The sequence below is a fragment of the Caballeronia sp. LZ003 genome (assembly GCF_031451465.1).
In the GTDB taxonomy this organism is placed as follows: Bacteria; Pseudomonadota; Gammaproteobacteria; order Burkholderiales; family Burkholderiaceae; genus Caballeronia.
The window spans coordinates 1,602,139-1,627,139 of record NZ_JARUXJ010000001.1 but is presented as its reverse complement, the minus strand read 5'-3'; the positions used below and the strand labels follow the sequence as shown (position 1 = coordinate 1,627,139).

The 25,001-nt window shown below is 62.0% G+C and carries 24 protein-coding genes; 15 read left to right on the top strand and 9 right to left on the bottom strand.

Features of this window, described 5'->3' with window-relative positions:
- The first annotated feature begins 4 nt into the window (after positions 1 to 4).
- The 4 genes from QCE79_RS07180 (at position 5) to QCE79_RS07165 (ending at position 3,346) form a co-directional block, all read left to right on the top strand.
- Positions 5 to 976 carry a D-glycerate dehydrogenase gene (locus QCE79_RS07180; protein WP_309843024.1) on the top strand — a complete coding sequence of 324 codons (972 nt, stop codon included), beginning with the start codon at positions 5 to 7 and terminating at the stop codon, positions 974 to 976.
- Between the two features lie 118 nt (positions 977 to 1,094).
- On the top strand, positions 1,095 to 2,174 hold the full coding sequence (locus QCE79_RS07175; RefSeq protein ID WP_250464700.1) for a LacI family DNA-binding transcriptional regulator: 1,080 nt from the start codon (positions 1,095 to 1,097) through the stop codon (positions 2,172 to 2,174).
- Positions 2,175 to 2,966, top strand: a complete 792-nt coding sequence (locus QCE79_RS07170; RefSeq protein ID WP_244827813.1) for a YhfC family intramembrane metalloprotease — start codon at positions 2,175 to 2,177, stop codon at positions 2,964 to 2,966.
- A 14-nt stretch (positions 2,967 to 2,980) separates the two neighbouring features.
- Positions 2,981 to 3,346 (top strand): DUF3022 domain-containing protein, encoded by a 366-nt coding sequence (locus QCE79_RS07165; protein ID WP_250464566.1) that lies wholly within the window; start codon positions 2,981 to 2,983, stop codon positions 3,344 to 3,346.
- Between the two features lie 385 nt (positions 3,347 to 3,731).
- On the opposite strand, the gene QCE79_RS07160 is transcribed toward QCE79_RS07165, so the two are convergent.
- Both QCE79_RS07160 and QCE79_RS07155 read right to left on the bottom strand, forming a co-directional pair.
- Positions 3,732 to 4,160: a PGDYG domain-containing protein gene (locus QCE79_RS07160; protein ID WP_309843020.1), complete on the bottom strand. Its 429-nt coding sequence runs from the start codon at positions 4,158 to 4,160 to the stop codon at positions 3,732 to 3,734.
- Between the two features lie 161 nt (positions 4,161 to 4,321).
- Entirely contained in the window at positions 4,322 to 4,840 is a 519-nt protein-coding gene (locus QCE79_RS07155; RefSeq protein WP_309843017.1) for a Spy/CpxP family protein refolding chaperone, read from the bottom strand.
- A gap of 285 nt (positions 4,841 to 5,125) precedes the next feature.
- On the opposite strand from QCE79_RS07155, the gene QCE79_RS07150 reads away from it, so the two are divergent.
- Both QCE79_RS07150 and QCE79_RS07145 read left to right on the top strand, forming a co-directional pair.
- On the top strand, positions 5,126 to 5,581 hold the full coding sequence (locus QCE79_RS07150) for an Lrp/AsnC family transcriptional regulator (protein WP_250464575.1): 456 nt from the start codon (positions 5,126 to 5,128) through the stop codon (positions 5,579 to 5,581).
- A gap of 156 nt (positions 5,582 to 5,737) precedes the next feature.
- Positions 5,738 to 6,856: a saccharopine dehydrogenase C-terminal domain-containing protein gene (locus tag QCE79_RS07145; protein ID WP_250525771.1), complete on the top strand. Its 1,119-nt coding sequence runs from the start codon at positions 5,738 to 5,740 to the stop codon at positions 6,854 to 6,856.
- Positions 6,857 to 6,974: 118 nt separating this feature from the next.
- Here QCE79_RS07145 and QCE79_RS07140 read toward each other — a convergent pair whose 3' ends face one another.
- Positions 6,975 to 8,288, bottom strand: coding sequence for a sodium:proton antiporter (locus tag QCE79_RS07140; RefSeq protein WP_244827819.1), 1,314 nt, complete (start codon positions 8,286 to 8,288; stop codon positions 6,975 to 6,977).
- Between the two features lie 245 nt (positions 8,289 to 8,533).
- Between QCE79_RS07140 and QCE79_RS07135 the strand changes: the two genes are divergently transcribed.
- Positions 8,534 to 9,916, top strand: a complete 1,383-nt coding sequence (locus tag QCE79_RS07135) for an FAD-containing oxidoreductase (RefSeq protein ID WP_309843015.1) — start codon at positions 8,534 to 8,536, stop codon at positions 9,914 to 9,916.
- A 3-nt stretch (positions 9,917 to 9,919) separates the two neighbouring features.
- Here the strand turns inward: QCE79_RS07135 and QCE79_RS07130 are convergent, their stop codons facing one another.
- The 3 genes from QCE79_RS07130 to QCE79_RS07120 form a co-directional block, all read right to left on the bottom strand.
- Positions 9,920 to 11,161 (bottom strand): MFS transporter, encoded by a 1,242-nt coding sequence (locus QCE79_RS07130; protein WP_244827821.1) that lies wholly within the window; start codon positions 11,159 to 11,161, stop codon positions 9,920 to 9,922.
- Positions 11,162 to 11,228: 67 nt separating this feature from the next.
- Positions 11,229 to 12,416 (bottom strand): PRC-barrel domain-containing protein, encoded by a 1,188-nt coding sequence (locus QCE79_RS07125; RefSeq protein ID WP_250508960.1) that lies wholly within the window; start codon positions 12,414 to 12,416, stop codon positions 11,229 to 11,231.
- 136 nt (positions 12,417 to 12,552) lie between these two features.
- On the bottom strand, positions 12,553 to 13,059 hold the full coding sequence (locus tag QCE79_RS07120; RefSeq protein ID WP_309845232.1) for an ankyrin repeat domain-containing protein: 507 nt from the start codon (positions 13,057 to 13,059) through the stop codon (positions 12,553 to 12,555).
- Positions 13,060 to 13,404: 345 nt separating this feature from the next.
- On the opposite strand from QCE79_RS07120, the gene QCE79_RS07115 reads away from it, so the two are divergent.
- Positions 13,405 to 14,040: a DUF938 domain-containing protein gene (locus QCE79_RS07115; protein ID WP_309843012.1), complete on the top strand. Its 636-nt coding sequence runs from the start codon at positions 13,405 to 13,407 to the stop codon at positions 14,038 to 14,040.
- A 1-nt stretch (position 14,041) separates the two neighbouring features.
- On the opposite strand, the gene QCE79_RS07110 is transcribed toward QCE79_RS07115, so the two are convergent.
- Positions 14,042 to 14,977 (bottom strand): DMT family transporter, encoded by a 936-nt coding sequence (locus QCE79_RS07110; RefSeq protein ID WP_250508962.1) that lies wholly within the window; start codon positions 14,975 to 14,977, stop codon positions 14,042 to 14,044.
- A 118-nt stretch (positions 14,978 to 15,095) separates the two neighbouring features.
- Between QCE79_RS07110 and QCE79_RS07105 the strand changes: the two genes are divergently transcribed.
- The 5 genes from QCE79_RS07105 to QCE79_RS07085 all read left to right on the top strand — a co-directional run bounded on the left by QCE79_RS07105 (position 15,096) and on the right by QCE79_RS07085 (position 20,073).
- Positions 15,096 to 16,016 (top strand): LysR family transcriptional regulator, encoded by a 921-nt coding sequence (locus tag QCE79_RS07105; RefSeq protein ID WP_309843009.1) that lies wholly within the window; start codon positions 15,096 to 15,098, stop codon positions 16,014 to 16,016.
- Between the two features lie 150 nt (positions 16,017 to 16,166).
- Positions 16,167 to 17,318: an aromatic ring-hydroxylating dioxygenase subunit alpha gene (locus QCE79_RS07100; RefSeq protein WP_250492436.1), complete on the top strand. Its 1,152-nt coding sequence runs from the start codon at positions 16,167 to 16,169 to the stop codon at positions 17,316 to 17,318.
- 70 nt (positions 17,319 to 17,388) lie between these two features.
- A complete protein-coding gene (locus tag QCE79_RS07095) occupies positions 17,389 to 17,679 on the top strand; it encodes a hypothetical protein (RefSeq protein ID WP_244827827.1) in 291 nt (96 codons plus the stop codon).
- Between the two features lie 569 nt (positions 17,680 to 18,248).
- Complete coding sequence (locus QCE79_RS07090; protein ID WP_244827828.1) at positions 18,249 to 19,484, top strand: porin; 1,236 nt, start codon at positions 18,249 to 18,251, stop codon at positions 19,482 to 19,484.
- A 226-nt stretch (positions 19,485 to 19,710) separates the two neighbouring features.
- Positions 19,711 to 20,073 (top strand): hypothetical protein, encoded by a 363-nt coding sequence (locus QCE79_RS07085; protein ID WP_250464590.1) that lies wholly within the window; start codon positions 19,711 to 19,713, stop codon positions 20,071 to 20,073.
- A gap of 47 nt (positions 20,074 to 20,120) precedes the next feature.
- Here the strand turns inward: QCE79_RS07085 and QCE79_RS07080 are convergent, their stop codons facing one another.
- Positions 20,121 to 21,734: a hypothetical protein gene (locus QCE79_RS07080; protein ID WP_309843001.1), complete on the bottom strand. Its 1,614-nt coding sequence runs from the start codon at positions 21,732 to 21,734 to the stop codon at positions 20,121 to 20,123.
- Positions 21,735 to 21,823: 89 nt separating this feature from the next.
- On the bottom strand, positions 21,824 to 22,867 hold the full coding sequence (locus tag QCE79_RS07075; protein WP_250525779.1) for a DUF2235 domain-containing protein: 1,044 nt from the start codon (positions 22,865 to 22,867) through the stop codon (positions 21,824 to 21,826).
- 274 nt (positions 22,868 to 23,141) lie between these two features.
- Here QCE79_RS07075 and QCE79_RS07070 point away from each other — a divergent pair, with 274 nt between their 5' ends.
- Both QCE79_RS07070 and QCE79_RS07065 read left to right on the top strand, forming a co-directional pair.
- On the top strand, positions 23,142 to 23,363 hold the full coding sequence (locus QCE79_RS07070) for a hypothetical protein (RefSeq protein ID WP_250492432.1): 222 nt from the start codon (positions 23,142 to 23,144) through the stop codon (positions 23,361 to 23,363).
- A gap of 345 nt (positions 23,364 to 23,708) precedes the next feature.
- On the top strand, positions 23,709 to 24,773 hold the full coding sequence (locus QCE79_RS07065) for a hypothetical protein (RefSeq protein WP_309842998.1): 1,065 nt from the start codon (positions 23,709 to 23,711) through the stop codon (positions 24,771 to 24,773).
- Positions 24,774 to 25,001: the final 228 nt, after the last annotated feature.

Here is a 25,001-nt window from a genome sequence, read left to right as displayed (position 1 = left end):
CTCCATGAGCCGAAAGAAAATCGTAGCCTACAAGTCCTTGCCATCCGATGTCGAAGCGTACCTTCTCGATCATGCGGATGTCGTACACGTCGATCCGGCCGATCACGATGCATTCGTGGCGGCGCTCAAGGATGCCGACGGCGCCATCGGTGCGAGCGCGAAGATCACGCCCGCGATGATCGAAAGCGCGACGCGTCTGAAGGCGCTTTCGACGGTCTCGGTAGGCTTCGATGCGTTCGATGTCGACGACCTGACCAAACGCGGCATCGTGCTCACGCATACGCCTGACGTGCTCACCGAATCGACCGCGGATACGGTCTTCGCGTTGATCCTCGCCAGCGCGCGCCGCGTGGTGGAACTCGCGGAATGGGTCAAGGAAGGGAACTGGAAAGCGAGCCTGGGCGAAGAAGGTTTTGGCGTGGATGTGCAGGGCAAGACGCTTGGTATCGTGGGGCTCGGTCGCATTGGTGGCGCGGTGGCAAGACGCGCGTCGCTGGGCTTTCGCATGAACGTGCTTTACACGAATCGCAGTTCCAACGAGCAAGCAGAGAAGGACTACGGCGCGAAGCGTGTCGAACTCGACGACCTCCTTGCGCAATCCGACTTCGTGCTTCTGCAAGTGCCGCTCACGGCTCAGACGCGTCATATCATCGGCGCGGCGCAGCTCAAGAAAATGAAGAAGAGCGCAATTCTCATCAACGCATCACGCGGACCGACCGTCGATGAAGCGGCGCTCATCGAAGCTCTCAAAGACGGCACGATTCGCGCGGCAGGCCTCGACGTGTTCGACAAGGAACCGCTGCCCGTCGATTCGCCCTTGCTCAAGCTGAAGAACGTCGTCGCGTTGCCGCACATCGGCTCGGCCACGCATGAAACGCGTCACGCGATGAACCTCAACGCCGCCGAGAACCTCATCGGCGCGCTCGATGGCACGCTCACGCAGAACATCGTGAATCGCGAAGTCCTCAAGCGCTGAACGCGGATCGGATCGCCGGGCAGCCACGATGCGCTAACATGCGCATGCCGAGGCCAACGACAACGATGTCGATACCGCTCGCCCGATGTCGGGCGTTCGTCAAGCCATCACGACCACCATGTCCGACGATCCCACTTCAAGCAACCGGCCGCGCGTTTTCGGGGCGCGCCGCGCGACTATCACCGATGTCGCGCGCGAAGCCGGCACCGGCAAGACCAGCATCTCGCGTTATCTGAACGGCGAGACGGGCGTGTTGTCGCCCGATTTGCGCGAGCGTATCGAGGCGGCCATCGCGCGGCTGGACTATCGACCGAATCAGATGGCGCGCGGCCTGAAGCGCGGGCGCAATCGACTGATCGGCATGCTGCTCGCCGACCTGACCAATCCGTACTCCGTCGAAGTGTTGCAAGGCGTGGAAGCCGCGTGCCATGCGCTCAACTACATGCCGCTCATCTGCCACGCGGCCAATGAAGTCGACATGGAGCGGCGTTATCTGCAACTGCTTACGACGTATCGCGTCGAAGGCGTGATCGTGAATGCGCTCGGCGTGAAGGAAGCGTTGTTGCAAGGCTTCACGCAAGGCGGTATTCCGGTCGTGCTGGTCGATCGTTCGGTGGAAGGCATCGTTACCGATATGGTCGGGCTCGACAATCCGGCGGCCGTTGCACTGGCAACCGGACATCTCATCGATGAAGGCTTCGACGAATTGCTCTTCATCGTGCAGCCGGTCACGCATGTCAGTTCGCGTCGTTTGCGCGAGGCCGCGTTTCGCGAAAGCGTGAGCGCGCGTGCTGCAAACGGCGCGACGCTCGTGATCGATCTCGCCGATGCGGCATCCACGCTCGAAGAAATCGATCGGCGCATCGAAGGTGCGCGCGCGGCGAACCGGCGCGTCGCGTTGTTCGCGGCGAACGGTCCGGTGGCTCTGCGCGTCGCGGTGCATCTCAAGGAACGATACGGCGCGGACTGGCAAGCGGGCGTCGCGCTGATGTCCATTGACGATTCCGAGTGGGCGCAACTCGCCGGCATGACGACGGTGCGGCAGCCGACTTACGATATCGGCCGACGCGCGGTGGAGTTTCTGCATGAGCGGCTCGGCGGCGCGGTCATGCCGCCACGCGAATGTCTGTTGCCGGGAGAACTCGTCGTGCGCGCATCGACGACGAGAGCAAGACACGAAGCATCACAAGGAACCTGAATGGTCAGTCTATCGACGTTGCTGTGCGTGGGATTCGCCACGCTCATCATCGCTGCATTGCCGGTCGTGTTGTACAAGCTCGCGAGGCCGCGTTTTCAGCTCGTGCCGCGCGAGGCGATACTCGGCATTGCCGTGTTTGCGCTTTTCGCCATGGTGATCGAGCGCGCGCTGCACGGCTTCATGCTGGGCAATCCGGCCACGTCCGCGTGGTTGATGAATCCCGCGGTCTTCGTGGTCTATGGCGCCATCACTGCGGGCCTGTGCGAGGAAGTGGGCCGCTTCCTGGCGATGAAGTGGCTCATCTCGCGCGAGCCCGGCGCGCTCGATCGTCCCGGTCCAGCGCTCGGTTACGGCATCGGACATGGTGGCGCGGAGGCGTGGATCGTCGGCGTGCTCGTACAGGCGCAATGGATCGTGTATGCGATCCTGGCCAACAACGGTACGCTCGATGCGCATTTCGAAAGCGCGCCGCTCGATGCAGTAGCGCGTATTCACTTGGTGCTCATGAGTCTCTCGCCTGTGTCGGCGGCTATCTTCGTGGTCGAGCGGGCGAGTGCGTTTGCCTTCCAACTCGGCTTCTCGGCACTGATGTGGCAGATGCTGCGCGAACGGTCGCGTCATGCGCTTGGCGTGCTGATTGCGGCCCACGCGCTCGTCGGCATGCCGGCCGCGCTCTTCCAAGCGCGCCTGATTCCGCTCGCCGCCGCCGATGCCGTGTATCTCGTGCTCGGCGTGATCGTCACCGTGGCGCTCGTGCGCTACTATCGCGCCGCAGTCACGCGCCAATCCTGATTCATCGAGTATCCATGGACGACTACCAATACGACTGCCCGAGCGCGGACATCGACATGCTTGCGCATGTCATCAGCGATCTCTTCCCCGAGCAGACGCAATTCGCCGAACGCCTCGACGACGAAGGCCGTACCTCGCTGACGATTCATTACATCGCGATGCGTTTCGGTTCGACGGCGCGGCGCATTGCCATCGACGTGCGTTTCGATGCTGCCGCGCTGGCACGATATCGAGCCATGCCGGTGAGGATGCATGCACGAAGCTATGCAGTGTTACGTGCCTATGTGGAGGCGACGCTGGGTTCGCTGGAAGAAGCATACGCGAATGGCGAGGCGGTCCCGCGGCAGCTTGAAATCGAGATGGGAGAGGATTTCGCGTGAAGGGGTAGGTTGCATTCTGTATGCCGACAGGTTGCGTTTTGTATTCGAGATTTGAGCGAGGTGGGGCGGAACGGGTGATCGATTTAGATGCGAGTTGGCTGTTCGCTTTCGCATCTTGCACTCGGATGTGCGTGCGCTATGCGGCTGTCCGCGTCGGATGCGGCTATCTGAATTCTGTATGCCACGCCTTGGCATTTCGCATTCGAAGTCGCGTGGATTTATTGAACCTGGTTGAGGCTGTCTTCGGCATACGTGCGATTTGAATTCCGTATGCCACGCTTCTGCACTTCGCATTCGAATTCCGCGTGATTTGCACGCTCGTTGAGGCCATCCCCGTCGAACGCAGCAACTTGCATGCTGCGTGCCACGTCCCTGCATAGCGCCTTCAAACTTCGCGATAAACCTTGGCGAAGCGCGCCGCCTTCACGACGCCATAGTCGCCCGGCGCATACTGCATGACCCAATCGCCCGCCTCGCCGGTGAGCACGTCGCCATTCTCTGACCGCGCGATGGAAAAAGGCTCATGCATCTCCCGCGCAAGAACCACGCTCGGTTTGTTGCGATAAGTCCCAGCCTCGCCATGCGCGATGCCGCCTTCCGGCACGTACTTGGGATCGAACCGGTCACGCGACACTACCCAGCGTTCACCCGTCGCGCCAGTCACGATAGCGTCGGCGGGCGCATAGCGATTCGGACCTTCCAAGCTCATCAGCTCGCCAGGCGCAGCGGCGAATTCCACGGTCACGGCTTCGTCCTTGACGACGCGGCGCGCGGCAGCATCTGTTGTGAGATCGAGGCGGGATAGATGGAGCATGATTAGTCGGCCAATGCGGTTGCGGTGCGGGATCGTAACGGCAATCGGATGATTTTGCATCCAGAATACGAAAAACCCGCTTCGTTCGCCATGATGACGCCCGATGCGGGTTTTGGCAAAGCTGCCGAATGCCAAGCATTCAAGCGCTTACGCGCTGCGGCTTAAGGCTTTGTCGTCGATGTCGGTTGTGTTGCGCCCGCGCGCGACGGATGACGAGCGCGTGCATTCTTTGCGCGATCATGATGCTCTTGACGGAAGCTCGTATCGGCAAGCTTCTTCTGCTCCGGCGAAAGGCTTGCGTAAAGCGGCTCGAAAGCCTCGACCAGACGTTTCGTGCCGTCTGCATTGGCCTGCGTGATCTGCTCGTATTGCTTCATGTCATCGAGCGCGGACATGGTGTCGCGTTGTGCAACGCGTTGGCGGTATAGATCGCCCACCGTGTGCGCGTTGTCGCGCATCACGTCGGCGAACTTCGACCACTGATCTTCCTGCTGCGATGTGATCTTGAGGCTTGCATGCAATTGGGCGATACGTTCTTCCACGCGAGCTTCGCGCTTCGTGGCGCCGGGCGCCGATGCCGCCGTCGTGGCGGAGGCAGATGCCGCGGAGGGCGCCGCGGTCTGTGCGAACGCGGCGCTAAGCATGCAAGATGCCGCCAGTGCTAAAAATGTTTTTTTCATTCCGAAACCTTAGTCGAATTAAGAGAAAGCGCGCTTGCTGGTTGATCTCAGTCAAGGCAGAAACGTCGTCGGCGGTTATTAGTAACACGCCTGCCTGACAATTCACCTCGATTGCCACAACTGCTTACATCCGATACTTCTCTGGAAAATTCCGTAAAGGAAGCTCAAGCAAGATCGGGCGGTGACGTCGGCGATAATCCTGCTTGCGGCCGATTGCATACCGCATGCGGTACACAAAACGCATAACGCAATACAAACGCCAAACATCACAGCGAGAAGGACGACATGAGACCCCCGCGCCTCGACCAGCTCGACGACATCGACCGTAACCTCGTCGCGCTATTGCAGACGAACGCGCGTGAAAGCGTTGCCGATCTCGCGCGTCAGCTGGGCGTGGCGCGCACCACAGTCATCGCGCGCATGGCGCGGCTCGAAAAGAACAACGTGATAGCGGGCTACGGCGTACGGCTAGGCCAGGACGTGCTCGACGCCAGTATTCAGGCTTACGTCGGCATCAAGCTCGCGCCAAAGTTCGGCCGCGACGTGCAGAAACGCTTCGCGCGCATGCCGGAGATGCAGCTGCTTTGCGCGGTAAGCGGCGAGTTCGATTACGTCGCTTGGTTGCGTGCGGACTCGCCCGATCGCCTGAACGACTTGCTCGATGAAATCGGCGCGCTGGAAGGTGTGGAGCGCACCACCACCTCGATCATTCTGGCGCGCAAAATCGACCGTTCGAGTTAGGACGATACAAAACGCAGCGATACATCGTCAAAACGTCGAAAATTATCGTCGATACGCATCATTTTGCGTCTAGGATCAGTATTCGTCGGTCCCTAAACTGTATTCAGTATGCCTTCCCAGGCGACACAAAATGCAAAATACACTAGGAGAACAACGATGAAAGTAGCGTTAGTCGGCGCCGGATTGATCGGCAAGAGCATCGCCCACTTGCTTCGTGACACGGGAGACTTCGAAGTCGTTGCATTCGATCGCGACGAACAGGCGCTCACCGCGCTCGAAGCGGAGGGAATCGCGACTCGCCGCGTCGATTCCGCCGATACGCCCGCGCTGCGTCAGGCGCTCCACGGCTTCGACGCACTCGTCAACGCGTTGCCGTATTACCTTGCCATCAGCGTTGCATCGGCGGCCAAGGCGGCGGGCGTCCATTATTTCGATCTGACCGAGGACGTGCGCGCAACGCATGCAATTCGCGCCATCGCGGAGGGTTCGGACGTGGCCTTCATGCCGCAGTGCGGGCTCGCGCCGGGTTTCATCGGCATCGTCGCGCATGATCTGGCCGAGCGGCTCGATAACGTGCGCGAAGTGAAAATGCGCGTCGGTGCGCTGCCCGAGTTTCCGACCAATGCGCTCAAATACAACCTGACATGGAGCATCGACGGACTCATCAACGAGTACTGTCAGCCATGCGAAGCGATCCGCGATGGCCGCACGCAATGGGTCCAGCCGCTCGAAGGCGTCGAACATTTTTCGCTGGATGGCATCGAGTACGAGGCCTTCAATACTTCGGGCGGGCTCGGCACGTTATGCGAGACGCTGGCGGGCAAGGTGGAATCGCTCGACTACAAGTCGGTTCGATACCCCGGCCATCGCGATCTGATGAAGTTCCTCCTCGACGATCTGCGCATGTCGACCGATCGCGACGGTCTCAAGGCAATGCTCAAGCGCGCAGTGCCATCGACTTCGCAGGACGTGGTGCTGATCTTCGTCACGGTAACGGGCATGCGCGGCGGCCCATCGGGACAACTCGTGCAGAACGTCTTCACGCGCAAGGTCTTTGCCAAGGAAGTCGGCGGCATGCCGATGAGCGCAATACAGATCACGACGGCGGGCGCCATCTGTGCCGAGCTCGATCTGTTCCGCGAAGGCGTGCTGCCGCAAAGCGGGTTCGTGCGTCAGGAGCAGGTGCCGCTCGCGGCGTTTTTGAATAACCGTTTTGGAAAGCTCTATCAAGGCGCGAATATGGTTTCGAGCGCGCCGCGGATGGCGACGCTCTGAACCAGCCACTTCAGATACGCCTCGTCGGTCTGCGGGGCAATAACGGACATGAGAGCGCACCTGAGAGCGGACATGAAGACAGCGCCACTTCGGCATTTTGCATGCACGCTGCCACACCTCAAGCCTGATCGATTACACGCTGATACCGCTTCATCAAGGGCGTCGCCGTGACGCCATGAATGATCACCGACGCCACGATCACCGCGATGACAAGCGGAACGAGCGGCTTGGCCACGTCCTTCGGCGCCTGCTCGATTGCATACAAAAGATAGTAAAACGAGCCGACACCGCGTATGCCGAACCAGCTCATCAGCCGCCGTTGCGCGCCATGTGCGCCCGATCCGATGAGCGATGCCTCCACCGACAGCGGCCGCGCCACGAAGAACAGGCAGCCGATCAGCAAGGCCGCTTGCCACGTGAACAGCTCGCGCCAGATAGTGGCGAGCACGGCGCCGACCATCAGCATGATCGCGACTTCGGCGATACGTTCCAGTTCGATCGTGAAGCCATGCACGCGCTCGGCCATGAAGGCGTGCGCGCGGGCCGGGTCGGATGCGGTGGCGCCGACATCGTCGGCGTCGATCGTGCCGACCGCTTCGCGCGCGGACTTGTCACCGCTTGCTTTCTGTTCCACGCGTCGCATGGCGAGTCCCGCCGCGAACACGGCGAGGAACGCATACGTGTGCAGCAATTCGGCGACGCCATACGACAAGGCAATGAGTCCTAGCGCATAAAAACCTTCCGGACCGAGCGCCTGTCCGTGGCGCGTGCGCAGATAAGCCACGAGCCGCACAGCCAGTTCCCCGAGGAACCAGCCGCTGCCGAGCGCGCCGGCAATGCCCCACAAAGCCTGCAATGCGAAGCTCCAATGCAGCACCGCTGCAGGCGACGCTTCGAACCGGCATACCGCGATGCCGAGCAGCGCGAAGGGCAACGCGATGCCATCGTTCAGTCCGCCTTCGCCTGTCAGCGAAAAGCGCAACAAGTCGATGTCGCCAGGCTTTTCGACCTGGACATCATGAGCGAGCACGGGGTCGGTCGGCGCGAGCATCGCGGCTAGCAGCAGCGAAGGCCCCCAGCTGAAGCCGAGCACATACACGCAAAAGACGGTGAGCAGGGCGACGGTCAAGACCATCGCGACCACGCCGAGCCGTAGCGGCAGTATCCAGATGCGGTCCGTGGGCGGCACGCGCAGACGCAAACCGATGGCAAAGAGCGACGCGAGCATCGCGACTTCGGTGATGCGTCGCAAAACCGTGGCGTCGGTTGCGAGATCGAAATGCAGCATGTTCGCCGCGCCCGGCCCCAGCACGAAGCCAATGGCGAGGTAGCACATCGCGGTGCTGATCGGCAAATGCCGGAATGTCGAACTGGCGAGCCCCATGAAAATGAGCACGCCGCCGACGATGAGAAACCACATCGTCTCGGTCATGGAAGCCCTGTTCGATTGTTTCGAGGATGGCGGGGAGCCGTCTGGATCCTTGTTTGCATTCTGCATGCAGGATCAATGCAAGCGGCTGAGAAGACAACAGCAAGCACGTCACATGCCCATGCCTGCAGCAAACCTGCTTGGGCCCAACGATCCGCGTAATATTGGCTGGCTAATTTGCGTTTTGCATGCTGTATCCATTTGGTTCGGCGACACCGGTTCAGCGTGCGCATTCAGGAGATCAAGGCATGTCACAGCACTTCGATGCGGTCGTCATCGGTACAGGTCAGGGCGGCTCGCCGCTCGCCGTGCGGCTGGCACAGAGCGGAAAACGAACCGCCGTGATCGAGCGGCATCTTTTTGGCGGCACGTGCGTGAATGTCGGCTGCACGCCGACCAAGACCTATGTGGCGAGCGCGCGCGCCGCGCATGTGGCGCGCACGGCGGCAAAGTACGGCGTGATCGTCGGCGGCGACGTGAAAGTGGACATGGCGCGCGTCAAGGCGCGCAAGGACGAGGTCATCGCCGGCTCGCGCAATGGCATCGAGGCGTGGCTGCGCGACACGCACGACATCACCGTATTCGAGGGACACGGGCGCTTCACCGGTCCGCATGCGCTGCAAATCGAAGCCGCCGATGGCTCGAAGCAGGACATCGACGCGGACATGATCTTCATCAACACGGGCACGCGAGCGTCGGTGCCGAAGGTCGACGGGCTCGACGGCGTGCCGTATCTCACGAATTCATCGATTCTCGAACTCACCGAAGTGCCCGAGCATCTCGTCATCGTGGGCGGCAGTTATATCGCGCTCGAATTCGGGCAGATGTTCCGACGCTTCGGCAGCCGCGTCACGCTTCTAGTACGCGGCGAGCGCATCCTTGCGCGCGAAGACGAGGACGTCGCGCTTGCGATGCAGGACGTGCTCCAGCGCGAAGGCATCGAGTTTCGCTTCGGCACGGAACCGCGTCGCGTGGAAACGCAAAACGGCGGCGTGCGAATCGTCACCGAGGGCGAAACGATCGATGCCTCGCATCTGCTGTTCGCCACCGGCCGCACGCCGAACACGGACGATCTCGGTCTGGAACACGCTGGCATCGAGCCGGACAAGCACGGCATCATCGAAGTGGATGGGCAATTGCGTACGCGCGTCGAGGGCGTATGGGCGCTGGGCGACGTGAACGGACGCGGCGCGTTCACGCATACGTCGTGGAACGATTACGAGATTATCGCGGCCAACTTGCTGGATGGCGAAACGCGCAGCGTCGATACCCGCATCATGGCTTACGCCGTGTTCGTCGATCCGCCGTTCGCGCGCGTCGGCATGAGCGAGGCGGAGGTCAGGAAGGACGGGCGTGAGGCGCTCATCGCCACGATGCCGATGTCGCGCGTAGGCCGCGCGAAGGAACGCGGTGAAACGGATGGCTTCATGAAGGCGCTCGTCGATGCCCGCACCGAGCGGATTCTAGGCGCGCAGATCTACGGCATCGAAGGCGACGAGGTCATTCATACGTTCATCGACATCATGAATGCCGACGCTTCCTACAAGACGCTGCAACGCGCCATGCACATTCATCCGACGGTGAGCGAACTGGTGCCGACGCTTCTCGGCATGCTCAAGCCATTGAAGTGATTATCAAACCTTGACGGATGGTTCGGCGGTGCCGGCCTCGGCTTTCTCCGCTCCGCGCGTCTCCGGCATCGCGAGCCAGACGAGCAAGACGGCGAGCGCGCCCGCAGCGGCGAGGCCGAAAAAGCTCATCGACGTGCCGAAGCGATCGGCGGCAAAGCCTGCGGCCGCGGTCGACAAGGTTGCTCCGACGCCCGCTGCCAGCCCGAAGAAGCCGATGGTCAGGTTGTAATGCCCGCGCCCGCCGGCGACATCGGCGGCGATGAGCGGCAGCATCACGCCGAAGACGGCCGCGCTGATGCCATCGAGCATCTGGACCGGCACGAGCAGATAAGGGCTGCTGACGCCGGCGAAGAGAATCGCGCGCAGGGGCAAGGCGCAGAAGCCGATGATCAGAACCGGCCGGCGTCCCCAATGCTGCGCCTTGCGCCCGACCCACGGCGAGAGCGCCGCCACGATGAACTGTGGCACGATGATGCACGCCGCGATCACCAGTTGAACGTTGTCGCCCATGTGCGCGGTGACTTCGCCGGCGGCAAGATTCAGCATCGCCGCGTTCGAGAGATGGAACAGCACCACGCAAGCCGCGAAGATCAGCAGGCGCCGGTCTTTCAGAAGCTCGCGCAAGGACTCGCGCTCTTCGCCTTCCGGCGTCAGGTTCGGCTTGCCCGCAGGCATGCGCGGCACGACGGGCGGCGCATCGTAATGAATCATGCGCAAGGCGAAGATTGCCGGCAACGCGAGCGCCGCCGTGAGAAAGAACACCGAGCGCAAGGACAGATATTCTCCGAACGCGCCCATCAACGCGGCGGTCAGCGCGGAGCCTATGGACGCCCAGCGCGCGTTGCGGCCGAGCCGGTCGCCGAGATCGGCACGCGAGACGAGTGCGAGCGAAATCGCGGCCATCGCCGGGACCAGCATGCAGCTCGCGAAGCCGTGCAGCACTTCGGCGGCGAACACCGGAATGAAGGTCGGACTCGCTGCGAGCAACAACGCACTCGCGATGATCGCGACGATGGCCGAAAGCGCGGCGAACTTCTTGTTGCGCATGGCATCGACGAGCGCGCCCGCGGGCAGCTGGCTCGCCATCGCGCTGATGGTGCCGACCGACAGCATGAGGCCGATCTCACCCTGCGTCCATTTGTTGGCAGCGAGATAAGAGGCGATGAAAGGGCCGAAGCCCGTCTGCACGTTGGCGACGAAGAAGTTCAGCCAGTCGAGCGCGCGCAGACTTCGTGCAATTACCATGTTGTGATTCGGTTATCGATCTCGTGAATCTTCATGTGCGTCTTTTGCGTCATGTGCGTCGTCTGCGTCATTTGTTCGGGCGCGCGCCGGACGATGCCGACGACTGCGCCGCCACGGACCCGGATGCGGTCGTGCCGGTGGACGAGTTCGAGGCCGGCGCGCCCGCCGATGCCGCAGCCGCCGGCGAAGAAACAGGCGCGGCGGGCGCGGCTACGACCGGCGAAACGATCTTGATCGGTTGCTCGGGCGAGTAGGTCGGCGAGGCCTTCAGTTGCGCTTCGGTGAAGTCCATCTGCAAGCTCGCTTGCTTGTTGCGCGTCACGACATGCAGATCGCCCCAGTTCGCGGCCACATGGCGCTTGTCTTCCGCGAGCGAATTGCTCAGGTCGAGCACAAGCGCTTCTGGCTCACCTTGCGAATCGACGAGCACGTCGACCACCCGTCCAATACGCGCGCCGGTCTTCTGGGTCACGGTCGAATCGACGAGTTGCAGGTAGCTCGGCGGCGCTTCCGCGACCGGTTGCGGCTTCGGCGCGGGGTCGGCGGGCTTGCCCTTGACGGCGGGCGCGGGCGGCACGAAGGTGATCGGCGCGGTCTTCGAGTTGGGCGCGAAGCGGAACGCGGTCCACGGGAAGTTGACTTTTCGGTCGCCTACGCCGAGGAAGCCGGCGAGGTTCACCATCATGAGCTTCGGCTTGGCGGCGGTATCGATATACAGGTCCACCGCGCGGCCCACGACCTTGCCATCGGCGCGCTGCACTTCGGCATCGAGCAGGCCGTGCAGCTGATCGTGCTGCAGGATACGCGTGGAGATGATCGGCGGGGGCGGCGGCGGCGGCTCGGGCGCCTCTTGCGGCTGCACGATCACCGGCTCCGGCGGCTTCGGTTTGACGATACGGCGTTTGGGCTTCGGCGCGGGCGCGGGCTTCGGCGTCGATGCGGGCTCGGGCACGGCGGCGACAGGCGCGGGTTCCTCGGGCTCGGTGCTCTCGGTTTCGTCCGGCGTCGGAATATACGAATGCTCGACGATGGGCGCGGGCGTCTGCACCGGCAAGAGTCCGCAGGCGGACAGGGCGAAGGCCGCGAAGATCACCGCGAGCGTTGCAAGCGGGAATCGCTCATGCCGCGCAGGGTGCCGCATCAGCGATGCGACAGCGCGCCAGGCGAGGCGCACAGCGAGCATCCCCGCTACGAGGCCCAGGGCGGCGAGGCCGGTCGTCGACGCATCGCTTCGATGCGAGAGTCCGCCTGTCATCACAAAAGCTCCATGGTTCCGTGTCACCTGTCGATCGGAGCGGGCACTGCGCGCCTCGCTCCGGTGCCATGCAAGAGGGCGGCTTCGTTACCGTGCATTCAGCGCGGGCCGTGCTAAGGGCGTGTCATGCGCGCCGTCACACATCGGACGGGCGTGTGTGCGTGCTCGCCGCCTGTGCAAGACGCGCGGCAGTGTCCGGCGCGCCCATTTTTTCGGCGGCGTCGCGTGCGGAGAAACCGCCCTTGTCGCGCGCATCCGGATTGGCTCCACGCGCGATCAGATATTCGACGATCTCCACGCGATTGAACATGGCCGCGATCATCAACGCCGTGCGTCCGTCAGGCGATGCGCCTTCGACATCGGCGCCATGTTCGAGCAGCGTCTCGATTACTGACTTGTAGCCCTTGAAGGCCGCGCCCGCGATTGGCGACTGGCCGTTATCGTTGCGCAGGTTCGGGTCGGCCTTGTGTTGCAGCAGCACGCGCACGGCATCGGCGTGGCCGTGATAGCTCGCGAGCATGACGAGGCTGTCGCCCTTGTCGTTGCGCAGGTTCGGCGGCAGGCCCTTGGCAAGCAGCGCGTCGAGCATGGCGGCGTCGCCTTTGCGCGCGACTTCGAAGACTTCGGTCGCGAAGGCGATCATTTCGTCGTCCGGGCCGTCGGCGGGGCCATTTGCCGGCGAAGCGTGCTGCGGGGCGTTGCCCGAAGGCGTATCCCTGGTTGGGTCGTGCGGCATGGTCAGCTCCATGGTTTCGCGTTATCTGGATCGCGCTGCGGGCAACCGGCTGCTCATCGGGTAAGCTTGAGCGCCGCGCGGAAATCTTCCGGGAGCATACACGGGGTTGCGTGCGCGCTTCATAACTCCGGCGCGCGGCGGCCTTGGCAACGCTCGTGCGACGGGGCGGGCAGCAGGAATCGCGCCAACTCTTTAAGCGTGTGCCACCGAAGCCCTGACGCTCAACGAATCCAAACTCAACCGCGCTCTTCAATGACGACCACTTCCCCCGATGACGATGCCCGCGTGCGCCGCCGCGCTCCCGCCGCCGAACGCAATCGCGATGCGATTCTATCGGTCTTGACGCGCGTGCTGCCGTCCGCTGGCGTCGTGCTGGAGATCGCGAGCGGCACCGGTCAGCATGCCGTGCATTGCGCGGCGGCGTTGCCCGGCATCGTGTGGCAGCCAAGCGATGCGGATGCCGCCGCGCGCGCATCCATCGACGCGTGGCGCGAGCATGCGTGCCTCGCGAACCTGAACGCGGCGCTTGCGCTCGATGTGCGTGAGGACGACTGGCGCATCGGCGAGGACGCGGGAATCGCGGCGGTCGTGTGCATCAACATGATCCACATCGCGCCGTGGGAGGCCGCCGAGGCACTGTTTCGCGGCGCGTCGCGGCATCTTCCGGCGGGGGGCGTACTTTACCTGTATGGGCCGTATCGGCGCAATGGCGCGCATACCGCTCCGAGCAACGAAGCGTTCGACACGGAGTTGCGCGCACGCGATCCGCGCTGGGGCGTGCGCAATCTGGAGGCGGTGGAGGCGTTGAGTAGATCGGTGGGCTTTGCGCGCGAGGAAGTCGTGCCGATGCCGGCGAACAACTTCAGTCTGGTGTTTCGGCGCGGTTAGATCAGGTCGATCGGTTTGCGAGGCCCGACCGCGCCGCGAACCATCCGCGCCAGGGCACTGTCGCCATCAACGAGGCGAGGACGATCAGGCCGCCGCCGATCCATCCCGTCGCCGATACATGCTCGCCCAGCCAGACGCTTGCGAAGAGCGCGCCGAACGCGGGTTCGCTGCCCATCAAAAGCGATACACGCGTCGGACTGCTGCGGCCGATCGCATAGTTTTGCGCGAAGAACGCGAAGAGCGTGCACGCGATCACGAGATACATCACCGAGCCCCAGAACGCGCCGTGTCCCGCGAACGACGGCAAGGGCTGCCATTGCGACGGCACGAAGAAGAACGCCAGCAACGCGCTGCCGCTCGCGACGACGCCCGCCTGCACCGCCGTCACGGTGAGCGCCGGAAGCGGCGAGGCGCGCATCACGCGCTTGGTCACGCACACCGAGAGCGCGCGCAGCACGGCGGCGACCAGAATCAGCGCATCGCCGGGATTGAAGCTGAACGCGCCATCGCCGGCGAGCAACCACGCACCGCCGAGCGACACCGCGACCGCGAGCCACTCGGTCGCGCCGGGTTTGCGACGCAGCATCGCCCATTCGACGAGCGGCGTCATCACCACGCACAGACTGATGAGAAACGCGGCGTTCGCGGCGCGCGTGAGCATCACGCCAAAGGTCTCCGCGAGGAAGATGGCGAGCAGCAAGAGGCCGCAAGTCAGCACACCCATGAGCGTTTTCAGGTCGACACGGCGCAAGTGGCGCAGGTTCACGCTCAACAGCACGAAGGTAATGCCGAACCGCAACGCAATGAGCGCCAGCACCGGATAAAACACGAGCGCGTTTTTGACGACGCCATAGCTGCTTCCCCAAACCATCGCCACCACGAAAAGCAGCAAATCGGAGACAGGAAGCAGGCGGCGAACAGGCGATGCGAGGGTCATGCGACGTCTCCGGTAAGTGCTGACTGGCAGTGCCCAGCAGCAAGCCGTCATTGTCGAATGATGCGTTCAGCGCGATAATTGGGTCTGGACGCACAGATTAATTGTCGCGGATGCACAAATGAACCCTTCGGATCTTTTCGACTTGCTGCCGGACATGGCGGTATTCGCACGCGTGGTCGATGCCGGCAACTTCTCGATCGCGGCGCGGCAATTGGGCAGCACGCCATCGACGGTGAGCCGGCAAATCAAGCGGCTCGAAGACGCGCTCGCCACGCGCCTGCTCGAACGTTCGACGCGCAAGGTGCGCGTGACGGAATCGGGATATCAGGTGTATCGGCATTGCCGCGACATGGCGACGGCCGCGTCCGGCGCGGTGGATGCCGCCGGGCAACTATCCGGAAAGCCACAGGGCAAGGTCTCGCTATCGGCGCCCACGGCATATGCGAAGTCGGTGATTCATCCGCTCGTGCCAGGCTTTCTCGCGGCTTATCCCGAAGTGGATTTGCAGCTCGTGTTCAGCGATCACGACATCGATCCGCTCGAGAGCGACGTCGATCTCGTCATTCGCGCCACCGGCGATCCGCCGCAAGGTCTCGCGGCACGGCGCATCGGCCGCGTGCGATGGCTGCTGTGCGCGGCGCCTCGTTATGTTCAGACGCGCGGCGAGCCCGCGCATCCGCGTGATCTTGGGCGTCACGATTGCATTCCGCTCGGCGAGACCGTGGACGATCATCGCTGGCGGTTTGCGCGCGGCGGTGAGACGGCGACGGTCGCGGTGCACGGCCGGTACATCGCCAATCACGCGGGCGCGCGGCTCGACGCGGCTGAGAACGGCATGGGCATTGCGACTCTGCCGGAGTTCGCGGCGCGCGAAGCGCTTGCGAGCGGCCGCGTGCAAGCCGTGCTGGTGGATTGGGAGGTGCAGGCGCGCGCGTATCGGGGACCGGTGTGGCTGCTTTATCCGCCCAATCGCTTTTTGCCGCCGAAGGCGCGCGCGCTGATCGATTATCTGCACGCCCATCTCGGCGAGTCAGACTGACCGAACCGGCTTGACATGGCCCACATTGACGAAACGCAGGCTGCACGCGCACCGAATCGGGCCGCGCCGTGTAGACTGCCAAAGGTCGTTCATCGCGCCGCGCATCATGCGTGGCGCTCAATCCGATCTCCTTTTCCGGAGGCGTCGTACATGCACGCAGCGTTGCCGCAGGGCGAACAGGAAGCCGGTTCGGTCGATACAACAACAAGAGCGCCGCGCGATCTGCGCCGCGTCGATATTCATCCGGATCACTGGTATCCGCTTGCATGGTCGCGCGAGGTCAAACGCGGCAAGACGCACGCCGTGAAGTTCGCGGGCGATCCCATCGTGCTCGTGCGCAGTGAGTCGGACAAAGTGTTCGCGCTGGAGGACCGCTGCGCGCATCGGCAAGTGCCGTTGTCGGCGGGTGTCGTGGATGGCGAATCCATCCGCTGTTGCTATCACGGCTGGACTTACGACTGCACCGGCCGTTGCACCGACATTCCGTATCTCGGCCGCGAACGCTTGCCCAACGGCGTGCGTTCCTATCCGTGCCGCGAGGAAGCGGGGCTCATCTTCGTCTTCACCGGCGACCCGGCCAAGGCCGACGAAGCCAAGTTTCCCAACCTCGTCTCGGCGAGCGACAAAGCCTACAAGACACGCCGTTTCGGCAAGCCCGTGAAGTGCCATTACAGCTTCATGCATGAAAACCTGATGGATATGAACCATCAGTTTCTGCATCGGCGGCAAATGGGCAGCATGCGCGCGCGCTCGGTCGGACGACGTCGCGGCGACGACTGGATCGAAGTCGATTACACCTTCGCGCGCGAGGCGGGCAAGCAGCCTATCGGGGAGGCGCTCGTGTTCGGCCAGAAACGCGGCACCAAGGCCGACGATTCGCACAAGGACGTGATGACGATTCGCACCGAGTATCCGTACCAGACGCTCAAGATCCACACGAAGGACGAGACGATGGTAATGGACCTGTGGATCGCCTATGTCCCGCTCGATGCCGAACAGCGCACCAACCGCACCTTCGGCTTGCTGTCGATCCGCCGCCCGAAACTTCCCGGCGTGCTCGATGCCGCGTGGCCGTTGCTCGTGTGGTTCACCGAGCGCATCTTCAAGGAAGACCGGTGGATCGTCGAGCGCGAGCAGGAAGCGCATGACAGGCAGGGCGCGGATCACAACCACGAAGTGTTTCCGGTCATTCTCGAATTGCGCGCTTTGCTGACCGAGCATGGCGTGGCGCACCGCGCCGGTTATGGCGATGCCAAGCGCATCCATTTCATGCAGCCGGTGATGGACTTGCCGACGTCGTGATGCCACCGATTGCGGCGGCATCGCCACGGCGCTATACAAGAAGAAGGCCATTCGTCTGGAGGACCATCACATGAACGGCGACCCGACTGATCCGCGCAATCTGAACGATCCGCGCGCAACCGACCCGGCGGTTGGCGAAGCGCATCCTGGCGTCGAGCATTTCGATGCGGCGCTTTCACACGTCGATGAATCCGTCGCGGCAGGCAGGATGGCGGCCGGCGCGGCAAAGGGCATTCTTTACAGCATCATCGAGACGCTCGGCACGCTCGTCGGCGACCCCGATTTGCCTGCGCATGCGCGTTCGGGCTATGAAGGCTTGCTGGAAACAGCGCGCGAACTGCGCTCGAAGATCGACGACTGAGCCATCCGCGCGCAGTCTCATGAACCGCATGGTGACCATCCATGCGGCTTTCCCAACAATCGATTAGTGATTTACATATTTCCTTCGGCACCGTAACGGCTTTCGTCGGGCCGTAAGCCGTGGTCAAACTCAGTCGCGCCACGTGGCCGGCACTGTGCAAATCCTTTCAGTCGTGTCTTCGGCCCAGGCCGAGTCCTCGGGCACGCTTTCTTTCTCCGAGCATCAAATTTTCACATCGAGCCTTATCCAGTAGGGCTTTGAGGCGATCCCGCCGGCTTCGTCACAACTTTTCCCCGCTCTCGTCACATCTCGATATCCGTCCCGCAGTTGTCAGCTACCGGTCAGTTTCATGACCGGATGCCCAATATTTGCGCGCCAGAAAATACTGGTTAACCACACAGTGCAAAAAAAAGACACGAATCTGCCTGATTCTTTCGCATTGCATCCGTAAGCCATACACTTGCCAGCGATGAAATGTTACGAATTTATAAGGCGGTTCAGCGTTAAGCGGCATCCGTTACCGGCTCACTAAAGATCAGAAGATTTGCCATTCGCACACAGGAGAAGAAATGAAGGGTTTCCGCTTGACCAAGGCTGCCATCGTCGCCGCCACCGCCTTTGCCGCAGCAGTCCCGGCGTTCGCTCAAAGCAGCGTGACGCTTTACGGTATCGTCGATGACTCGATCGTCTACCAGAGCAGCCAGGGCGCACTTGGCTCCAACAGCGGCGGACGTTCGAACGTCAAGCTGGCATCGGGCATCTGGGCGGGTAGCCGCTTCGGCCTGAAGGGCGCCGAAGATCTCGGCGGCGGCAACAAGGCAATCTTCCAGTTGGAATCGGGCTTCAACATCAACAATGGCGGACAGCAATACGCCAACGCGATGTTCGGTCGCCAGGCTTGGGTCGGTCTCACGAACCCCACCTACGGTACGTTGACTCTCGGTCGCCAATACACGTCGTATTACACGCTGATGGCGCCGTATAGCCCGACGAACTGGCTGACCGGATACTTCGGCGCGCACCCGGGCGATCTGGACGAACTGGATACGATCTACCGCGCGAACAACTCGATCGTCTACACGTCGCCGAAACTCTTCGGCTTCACGGCAAGCGGCTCTTACTCTCTGGCTGGCACGCCGGATAGCGCCTATCGCGGATCGACGTGGTCGGGCGCCTTGCAGTACGCGCAAGGCCCGATCGGCGCGACGGTCGCGTTCACGCGTATCAACAACTCGACGATTGGCGGCGGCGTGTACGGCGCGGATTCGACGACCAACACGGGCGGCCAGTCGGGCATCTCGGCAGTCACGAACGGTTATCAGGGCGCGCAAGCTCAGAACCGCTTCGCGGTTGGCGGCGGCTACACGTTCAACAGCCAGTGGGATATTTCGGCGACGTACACGAACGTTCAATACATCCCGGGTATCAACTCGAAGTTCACCGACACGGCGATCTTCAATACGGCTGGCACCGTGCTGCACTGGAAGGCAACGGCGGCATGGGACTTTGCTGCTGGCTACAGCTACACGTGGGCAAGCAAGGCGAACGGTATCGACGATGCAGCGTCCTACCATCAGTTCAACCTGAGCCAGTACTACTCGCTGTCCAAGCGCACGGGTCTGTATGCACTGGAAGCATTCCAGCGCGCCAACGGCCGCACGCTCGGCACGCCGACGTTCACCGCTGCGGGCGCGACGAATCGCCAGATCAACGCCACGGCTTCGATCGGCGACGGCTTCCAGAGCGCTCCGTCGACCTCGCGCAGCCAGTTCGCGGCAGGCGTGGGTATCATTCACCGCTTCTAAGCTTTCGGGCTGCGGAGCGGGTTGTACAAAGCTGCATGCAGAAAACCGGGCGCTTCGGCGTCCGGTTTTTTCGTTTACGTGGTCGATGCCGGGTTCACGTCGGGTTGCCGGGTTGCCATATTGCCGGGTTGCGGGCTTGCTGGCGCAGCCTTTGCTGCGAATGGTATTTCGCATGCAAACGTCGGCATTGAGTCTCGCTCAAGGGCCCGGTAACGGAGATACGGACATGACCACCAAAGACGAATCACTCGATGAACAGTTGTTTCGCCTCTTCGCCGTCGAACAGCGCGTACTGGCACAGAATGTCGACGGCAAGGTTATCGACATCGGTGCGATCGAATCCAAAGACGGCGAGTATTGCGCGAGTCTCGATGTAGGCGAGATTTCAGTGGAGCCCAAGCGCAGCCCGGAACTGGCGCTCAAGGCTTTGGTGGAAGAGCTGTCGTTCGATTATCTCGATGGACTGTTCACCAGCGAAGGCGAGACGGAAGTGAGCGGGCGGTTGCAGGATTATCCGAACGTGGAATTTGCGCTCGATGAACCGCTGCCGCGTGGTTTGACCGATGGAACGCCACCACAGGTGTTCTGATGAGCATTTGCATGCTGCATTCTTAATGCGGCATGCAGCATGCAAAATCACGCGTGCCCTCGCGGCGATTCACCACCTTCGACAGACCGGGCCGCGGCGCTGCCAGCCGAAATTCTGGTCTTACCGCCAGACAGCGTTCCAGAAGCATGCCCCCGGGCCGGCGGTGCGTCGCGCGGGGGAAACATCGCGCCGACGAGGCGATCGACGAAATAGAAAAACTTGTCCGACGCGTACCCCGCAATGAACGCCAACGCGAGCGGCGATACGTCCTTGCCGCCCTCCAATAGCTTGCTGAAGAGTCCAATGGAAATGCCGACGATGATCGCGCTCGTCACATGTGCGCGATTCGCCACTTTCGAATGCTCGGGATGAAACGTGCTGGCAGACGACTCCGCGCTCAACTGCCGCAAGATCGCGGCGCACGCACCGAGCCATGCATACAGCACGGGCAGCAAGAAGCCGGTCACAGCACCCACAATGGAAAGAATGATGTCGTTTGCATACAGCGCCATCGCGCGGATGTCCTGATAGACGGCGATCTTCTGAAACCCTTGCTCGACAGCGTCGAGATCGGTTGGCGGATGCTCGTCCCCGGTTTGCGCGCGCGGCTTGGCCAGTAGCGGCAGTGTGATTTCGAGCACCTTCCGAGCGACGTCCGGATTGCATTGCCAGTCGCTGTCTACATTGCCGCCGGTGTATCGACGCGAATGCGAAGTGCGGTACGCGCTCTGAAAATTAAGCACGCTCTCTTGATCGTCGCAAGGCCGCTTATAAGGGCTGCGGATGACACCGAGTCCAAGGCCGGTGGTCAACGCACTAATGCGGGACACGTCCGCGAAAAGCTGCCGGTTATTGGTCGCGAAGTTCTGCAGTTCCTCCTTGATCTGCAGAGCGGGCTGCGAGTTCTGCAGCGCGATGAGAGCGGCATCGTCCTTCTTTTTGACAGCCTCGCCGATAGCCACCGCATGCGCCTGCAACTGGTTGTGCAGTGTGAGCGCGGCCGCGTCGTTGCTCTTCACGACGTTGGCGATATCGCTCGAAATCTGATTGCCCACGAAGAGCAGGCACGACAACGACACCACCAGCACGGTGAGCGCAATCGCCGAGCGCGTATAGATGCGGATTGCACGACGCGCGCCTTCGCGTGCTTCGTTGCCGGCAGTCGCGGCGACGACAGGCGTCACCGCATGCGCGATACGGCTCATCGCGGCATAGAAGGCGCTCTCCGTTTCCGCGTTCCACGTGCGATTTTGCTGGGCGGCGCGTGCCCTCGACATGGCTTCGACATCGTGTTCATCGAGCGGTTTGCCGTTTTGTGCGCCATACGAGACCATGTCGCGGCAGTGATCGAGATCGGCGACGATGCTGCTGCCCGGATAATGCGACGCTGCCGCGATACGGCTCATCGCACCATAAAACGCACTGGCGGTAGCGCGGTTCCACACGCCGCGACCGAAGGCGCAGCGCGCGTTACGCACGGCGTCGACGTCGGCGTTGTCGAGGATCGTACCGGTTGCGGCAGCGCGCGAGATGAGTGCTTCGCATTTGGCGAGATCCTCGGCGGCGCGCGGCCCGGGATCGCCGTGCCCGGCTTCCGTATCGCTCGGCTCGATATGTTCGCGCTCGCCTGCGCGGAGTTGCGGTGTAGACGGTACGCTCATTACGGTCTCCCGTCGATCAAACCGAACAGGCGACAGCCCTGACGCTGGGATCGCCAATTGATCGGATTACTGATCGATCGACTGCTTACTCATTGACCAACTGGCAGCCTGCGAAGCTGTGCGCAGAGTTGCGGATAGATGTCCAGAAAGCCGGGCGTATCGAGCCGCTTGGAAAGGCTTGGATCGATCGTCTCGTTGAGCGCCGTACCTGCAACACGTGGTGCCTTTTCGCAAACATCCCTTAGCACGGCGCTTTTGCTAATGAACTCGGCGTATGAATCGATTGGCTCGCACGCGTAAGCGGCTAACGGAATATCGATTGGCTTGTCGAACACGAGGCCATGCGATGCCGCTTTCTCACGCAGCCATTCGGCGGGAATCAGCGGTAGCAGGTCTTCGGGGGTGCGTGGTGGACTCAGGTAGCCGCCGCCGACATTGGCATGCGCGCCCATGAACCAGCGCTGCTCGAGCGGCAAGTTGCCACGATCCTCGGAACCTTGCGTCCACAACGTCGGCGCATAGAGCGAGCGATATTCGTTGGCCGCGATCGCGTGATACGCGGCCTTCGTCGTGTTGGACAGCGTCGTATCGTGGAACTTGTAGTAGCTCGAAAATCCCGGCACCGGCAATGTGCCGACTGGAATGCCCAGCTCGCCGACCGTATCCCAGACGCCAACGAATGCGATATCCACATCGCGCGAGAACTGCTTGCGATACGCGACGACTGCGTCATCCGTGGCGCTCGCATTCTGATCACGATAGATGCCGTATGCCTGATCGATCGAATCTTGTCCCGTGTCGGTGGCGAGCCCGCATTTGCGGATCAGCCCGGCAAGACTGCGCGCCGAATAGGCGCCGCGACTGAAGCCGAGAATGAAGATCGATGCGCCCGGTTTGTAGCGTTCGCAAAGCCACGCATAACCGGCCTTGATGTTTTCCGATAACCCGTCGCCGAACGCGCCGCCGAGGAACTTGCTGGCCAGCGCGAACAACCCGTTACCTTGTGTCCCGACGCCTTGAACGTAGAGCGTTTCCTGCTCGTCCGTCTCGGGTGCGAGCTTGTAGAGCAGATATGCGTTGGTGCGATCGTTGGGTTCGTTCCAGGTGCCGTCGAAAAAGATGGCGAGATTCATGATGAAGGGTCTCCTTACCAAGTCTCGATACGCTCTCATACGTTGTCAGCGGTCTGACAAAAGCGCCTTGAGTAAGGGATAGGAAATCGCGGGGCAAGCTGCAAGCATCGGATACGCGAAAACGGCGCGCGGGCATGGAGCGGCTGTATTTTGGCGGATACGAGGGGGACCCATGCATCTTGCGCACGGACGGATCGACATGAATGTGCCATCCTTGATCCACGGCCGATGCGATAGGGCGTGATCGGGCCGTCGACTATTGCGGGGGTGAATCATGAAGAAAACGTTTCTTGCCATGATCGGTTTTGCATGCGCTGCAACACTCGGTGCACCGGCATTCGCACGCGACGATGGTCCACGCTTCGCGCAGGACCATCTCGATCGGTTGGTCGCGCAGCATGCGGACGCGAATCGGCATATCCGCGGTGGGACGCATGGCGCGGCGGCATCGGGAACGGTGTCATCGCAAAGTTTTGGCAACGACGCTTCCAAGTGATCGCTCGCGGCTTTCGCGACGGCTTGTGTGCCGGCCGGGTGCACTAGGCACCAACGTGTACGGCGCCGGAAAAGAGACGCTTTCGTGCAAGGCGAGAGCGGAGAGGCATTACGCATTGGGTCGACCGCATGCAAAATGCAAATCGTTAGGGCGCGCCTAACAGCAACATGCGACGCTCCGAAGGAAAGCCACGTTCGTGCGACGCGAAGATGGCGCAGGTTTTAGGCATCCGGTCCACCGCATTCGACATGCAATCGGTTGGCAAAGGTATGAAATTTGCGATAACCGCCCGAATGTTCCGCGGCGACATGCCGACGATCCTCCCCGTTAATTTCCCCGAGAGCCATGACACGGAAAGCCCTATCGATAGCTGTACTCTCTGCATCTTTTCTGGCGGCAGGCTGCGCGGGCATCGGCCCGAGCCGTCTAAAAGCCGATCAGGTCGCCTATTCACGCGCACTCGGCGATGCCAAGAAGCGCGAAATTCTTGCCGCGATCGTCGGTTTGCGCTTCGCGGATTCGCCTTCATTCCTCACGGTGAGCAGCATCATTGCCGCCTACACGTTCGATACCACCGCTGGCGCCACGCTCAATGCGGGTTCTGGCAGCGTGCCGAACTACGCGGCAGCCACCGGAAGCGTGTCGTATTCGAACCATCCGACTTTCACCTTCACCCCTACCACGGGCGACGCCTACGCGAGCGCATACATCCGCCCGCTCGCACCCGCGCTCGTGATGCCGCTTGCCGAAAGCGGCATTCCGGTCGATCTGCTCTTGCGCATCACGGCGCAATCCATCGGCGGGTTACAGAACGGCACGGCGCTCGGCGGCCCGAATGGATCAGGCGCGCCTGAATTTTTCATGTTGATTCAAGCGCTGCGCCGTCTGCAACTGGCCGGCGAATTGAATATTGAATCACGTAATGGAAAGGATGGCGGCGTGTTCATCACGCTCGGCGCAACGCGCAGCGGCACTAACAAGCAGACCGTCGGCGATCTCACGCTCGTGCGCAAGCTGCTCAAGTTGTCCCCGAAGATGAAGACGTATGAACTCGTCTACGGCCAGGCGGCGGATCATGATCGTATTCCGATGGTCACGCGTTCCGTGCTTGGGATCCTGACCGATATCGGCGCGCAGATCACCGTGCCGGACGAGCAGGTGGGAACGGGAGCAACCAAGCCGACCATCGGGTTGATCGGCGGAGAGACGCGTCCGACCATCATCGTGCAAGTGGGCGAGAAGCCGCCGCAGGATGCGTATGTCAGCGTGCCCTACGACAAAACGAACTATTGGATCGACAGAAGGGACTTCGATTCGAAGTACGCATTTACCGTCGTGCAGAACCTGATGGCGCTAGCCGAAGTGACGGACACATCGAAAGCGCCGGTCGTGACGATCCCTGCCAACTGAGTTGTCCGCGCGCTCGGCGTTTGCTCGTTACTGTTCTTGTAAGAGGCAGATCGAGTGGCGCCGCCGCTATGGATGTCCTCGTGTCGCAATGTCGCGAAGCGCGAGATGAGATTGCCCGCACGGCTCGGATAGGCCGCTTGAATTTGAATGCAAAGTACCTTGGCTTTGCATTCTGCATCCAATTACGCGCCAAGCAACACAAGCACACGCCAAGCGCAGACAACCCCA

Bases quoted from the DNA above. Each gene is read 5' to 3' on its own strand.
- QCE79_RS07150 (WP_250464575.1), top strand. From the start codon at position 5,126: ATGAGACCCCCGCGCCTCGACCAGCTCGACGACATCGACCGTAACCTC.
- QCE79_RS07130 (WP_244827821.1), bottom strand. From the start codon at position 11,161: ATGGTAATTGCACGAAGTCTGCGCGCGCTCGACTGGCTGAACTTCTTC.
- QCE79_RS07160 (WP_309843020.1), bottom strand. From the start codon at position 4,160: ATGCTCCATCTATCCCGCCTCGATCTCACAACAGATGCTGCCGCGCGC.
- QCE79_RS07080 (WP_309843001.1), bottom strand. From the start codon at position 21,734: ATGAGCGTACCGTCTACACCGCAACTCCGCGCAGGCGAGCGCGAACAT.
- QCE79_RS07100 (WP_250492436.1), top strand. From the start codon at position 16,167: ATGCACGCAGCGTTGCCGCAGGGCGAACAGGAAGCCGGTTCGGTCGAT.
- QCE79_RS07140 (WP_244827819.1), bottom strand. From the start codon at position 8,288: ATGACCGAGACGATGTGGTTTCTCATCGTCGGCGGCGTGCTCATTTTC.
- QCE79_RS07110 (WP_250508962.1), bottom strand. From the start codon at position 14,977: ATGACCCTCGCATCGCCTGTTCGCCGCCTGCTTCCTGTCTCCGATTTG.
- QCE79_RS07180 (WP_309843024.1), top strand. From the start codon at position 5: ATGAGCCGAAAGAAAATCGTAGCCTACAAGTCCTTGCCATCCGATGTC.
- QCE79_RS07145 (WP_250525771.1), top strand. From the start codon at position 5,738: ATGAAAGTAGCGTTAGTCGGCGCCGGATTGATCGGCAAGAGCATCGCC.
- QCE79_RS07135 (WP_309843015.1), top strand. From the start codon at position 8,534: ATGTCACAGCACTTCGATGCGGTCGTCATCGGTACAGGTCAGGGCGGC.
- QCE79_RS07085 (WP_250464590.1), top strand. From the start codon at position 19,711: ATGACCACCAAAGACGAATCACTCGATGAACAGTTGTTTCGCCTCTTC.
- QCE79_RS07105 (WP_309843009.1), top strand. From the start codon at position 15,096: ATGAACCCTTCGGATCTTTTCGACTTGCTGCCGGACATGGCGGTATTC.
- QCE79_RS07120 (WP_309845232.1), bottom strand. From the start codon at position 13,059: ATGATCGCCTTCGCGACCGAAGTCTTCGAAGTCGCGCGCAAAGGCGAC.
- QCE79_RS07095 (WP_244827827.1), top strand. From the start codon at position 17,389: ATGAACGGCGACCCGACTGATCCGCGCAATCTGAACGATCCGCGCGCA.
- QCE79_RS07090 (WP_244827828.1), top strand. From the start codon at position 18,249: ATGAAGGGTTTCCGCTTGACCAAGGCTGCCATCGTCGCCGCCACCGCC.
- QCE79_RS07065 (WP_309842998.1), top strand. From the start codon at position 23,709: ATGACACGGAAAGCCCTATCGATAGCTGTACTCTCTGCATCTTTTCTG.
- QCE79_RS07165 (WP_250464566.1), top strand. From the start codon at position 2,981: ATGGACGACTACCAATACGACTGCCCGAGCGCGGACATCGACATGCTT.
- QCE79_RS07070 (WP_250492432.1), top strand. From the start codon at position 23,142: ATGAAGAAAACGTTTCTTGCCATGATCGGTTTTGCATGCGCTGCAACA.
- QCE79_RS07075 (WP_250525779.1), bottom strand. From the start codon at position 22,867: ATGAATCTCGCCATCTTTTTCGACGGCACCTGGAACGAACCCAACGAT.
- QCE79_RS07155 (WP_309843017.1), bottom strand. From the start codon at position 4,840: ATGAAAAAAACATTTTTAGCACTGGCGGCATCTTGCATGCTTAGCGCC.
- QCE79_RS07125 (WP_250508960.1), bottom strand. From the start codon at position 12,416: ATGACAGGCGGACTCTCGCATCGAAGCGATGCGTCGACGACCGGCCTC.
- QCE79_RS07175 (WP_250464700.1), top strand. From the start codon at position 1,095: ATGTCCGACGATCCCACTTCAAGCAACCGGCCGCGCGTTTTCGGGGCG.
- QCE79_RS07170 (WP_244827813.1), top strand. From the start codon at position 2,175: ATGGTCAGTCTATCGACGTTGCTGTGCGTGGGATTCGCCACGCTCATC.
- QCE79_RS07115 (WP_309843012.1), top strand. From the start codon at position 13,405: ATGACGACCACTTCCCCCGATGACGATGCCCGCGTGCGCCGCCGCGCT.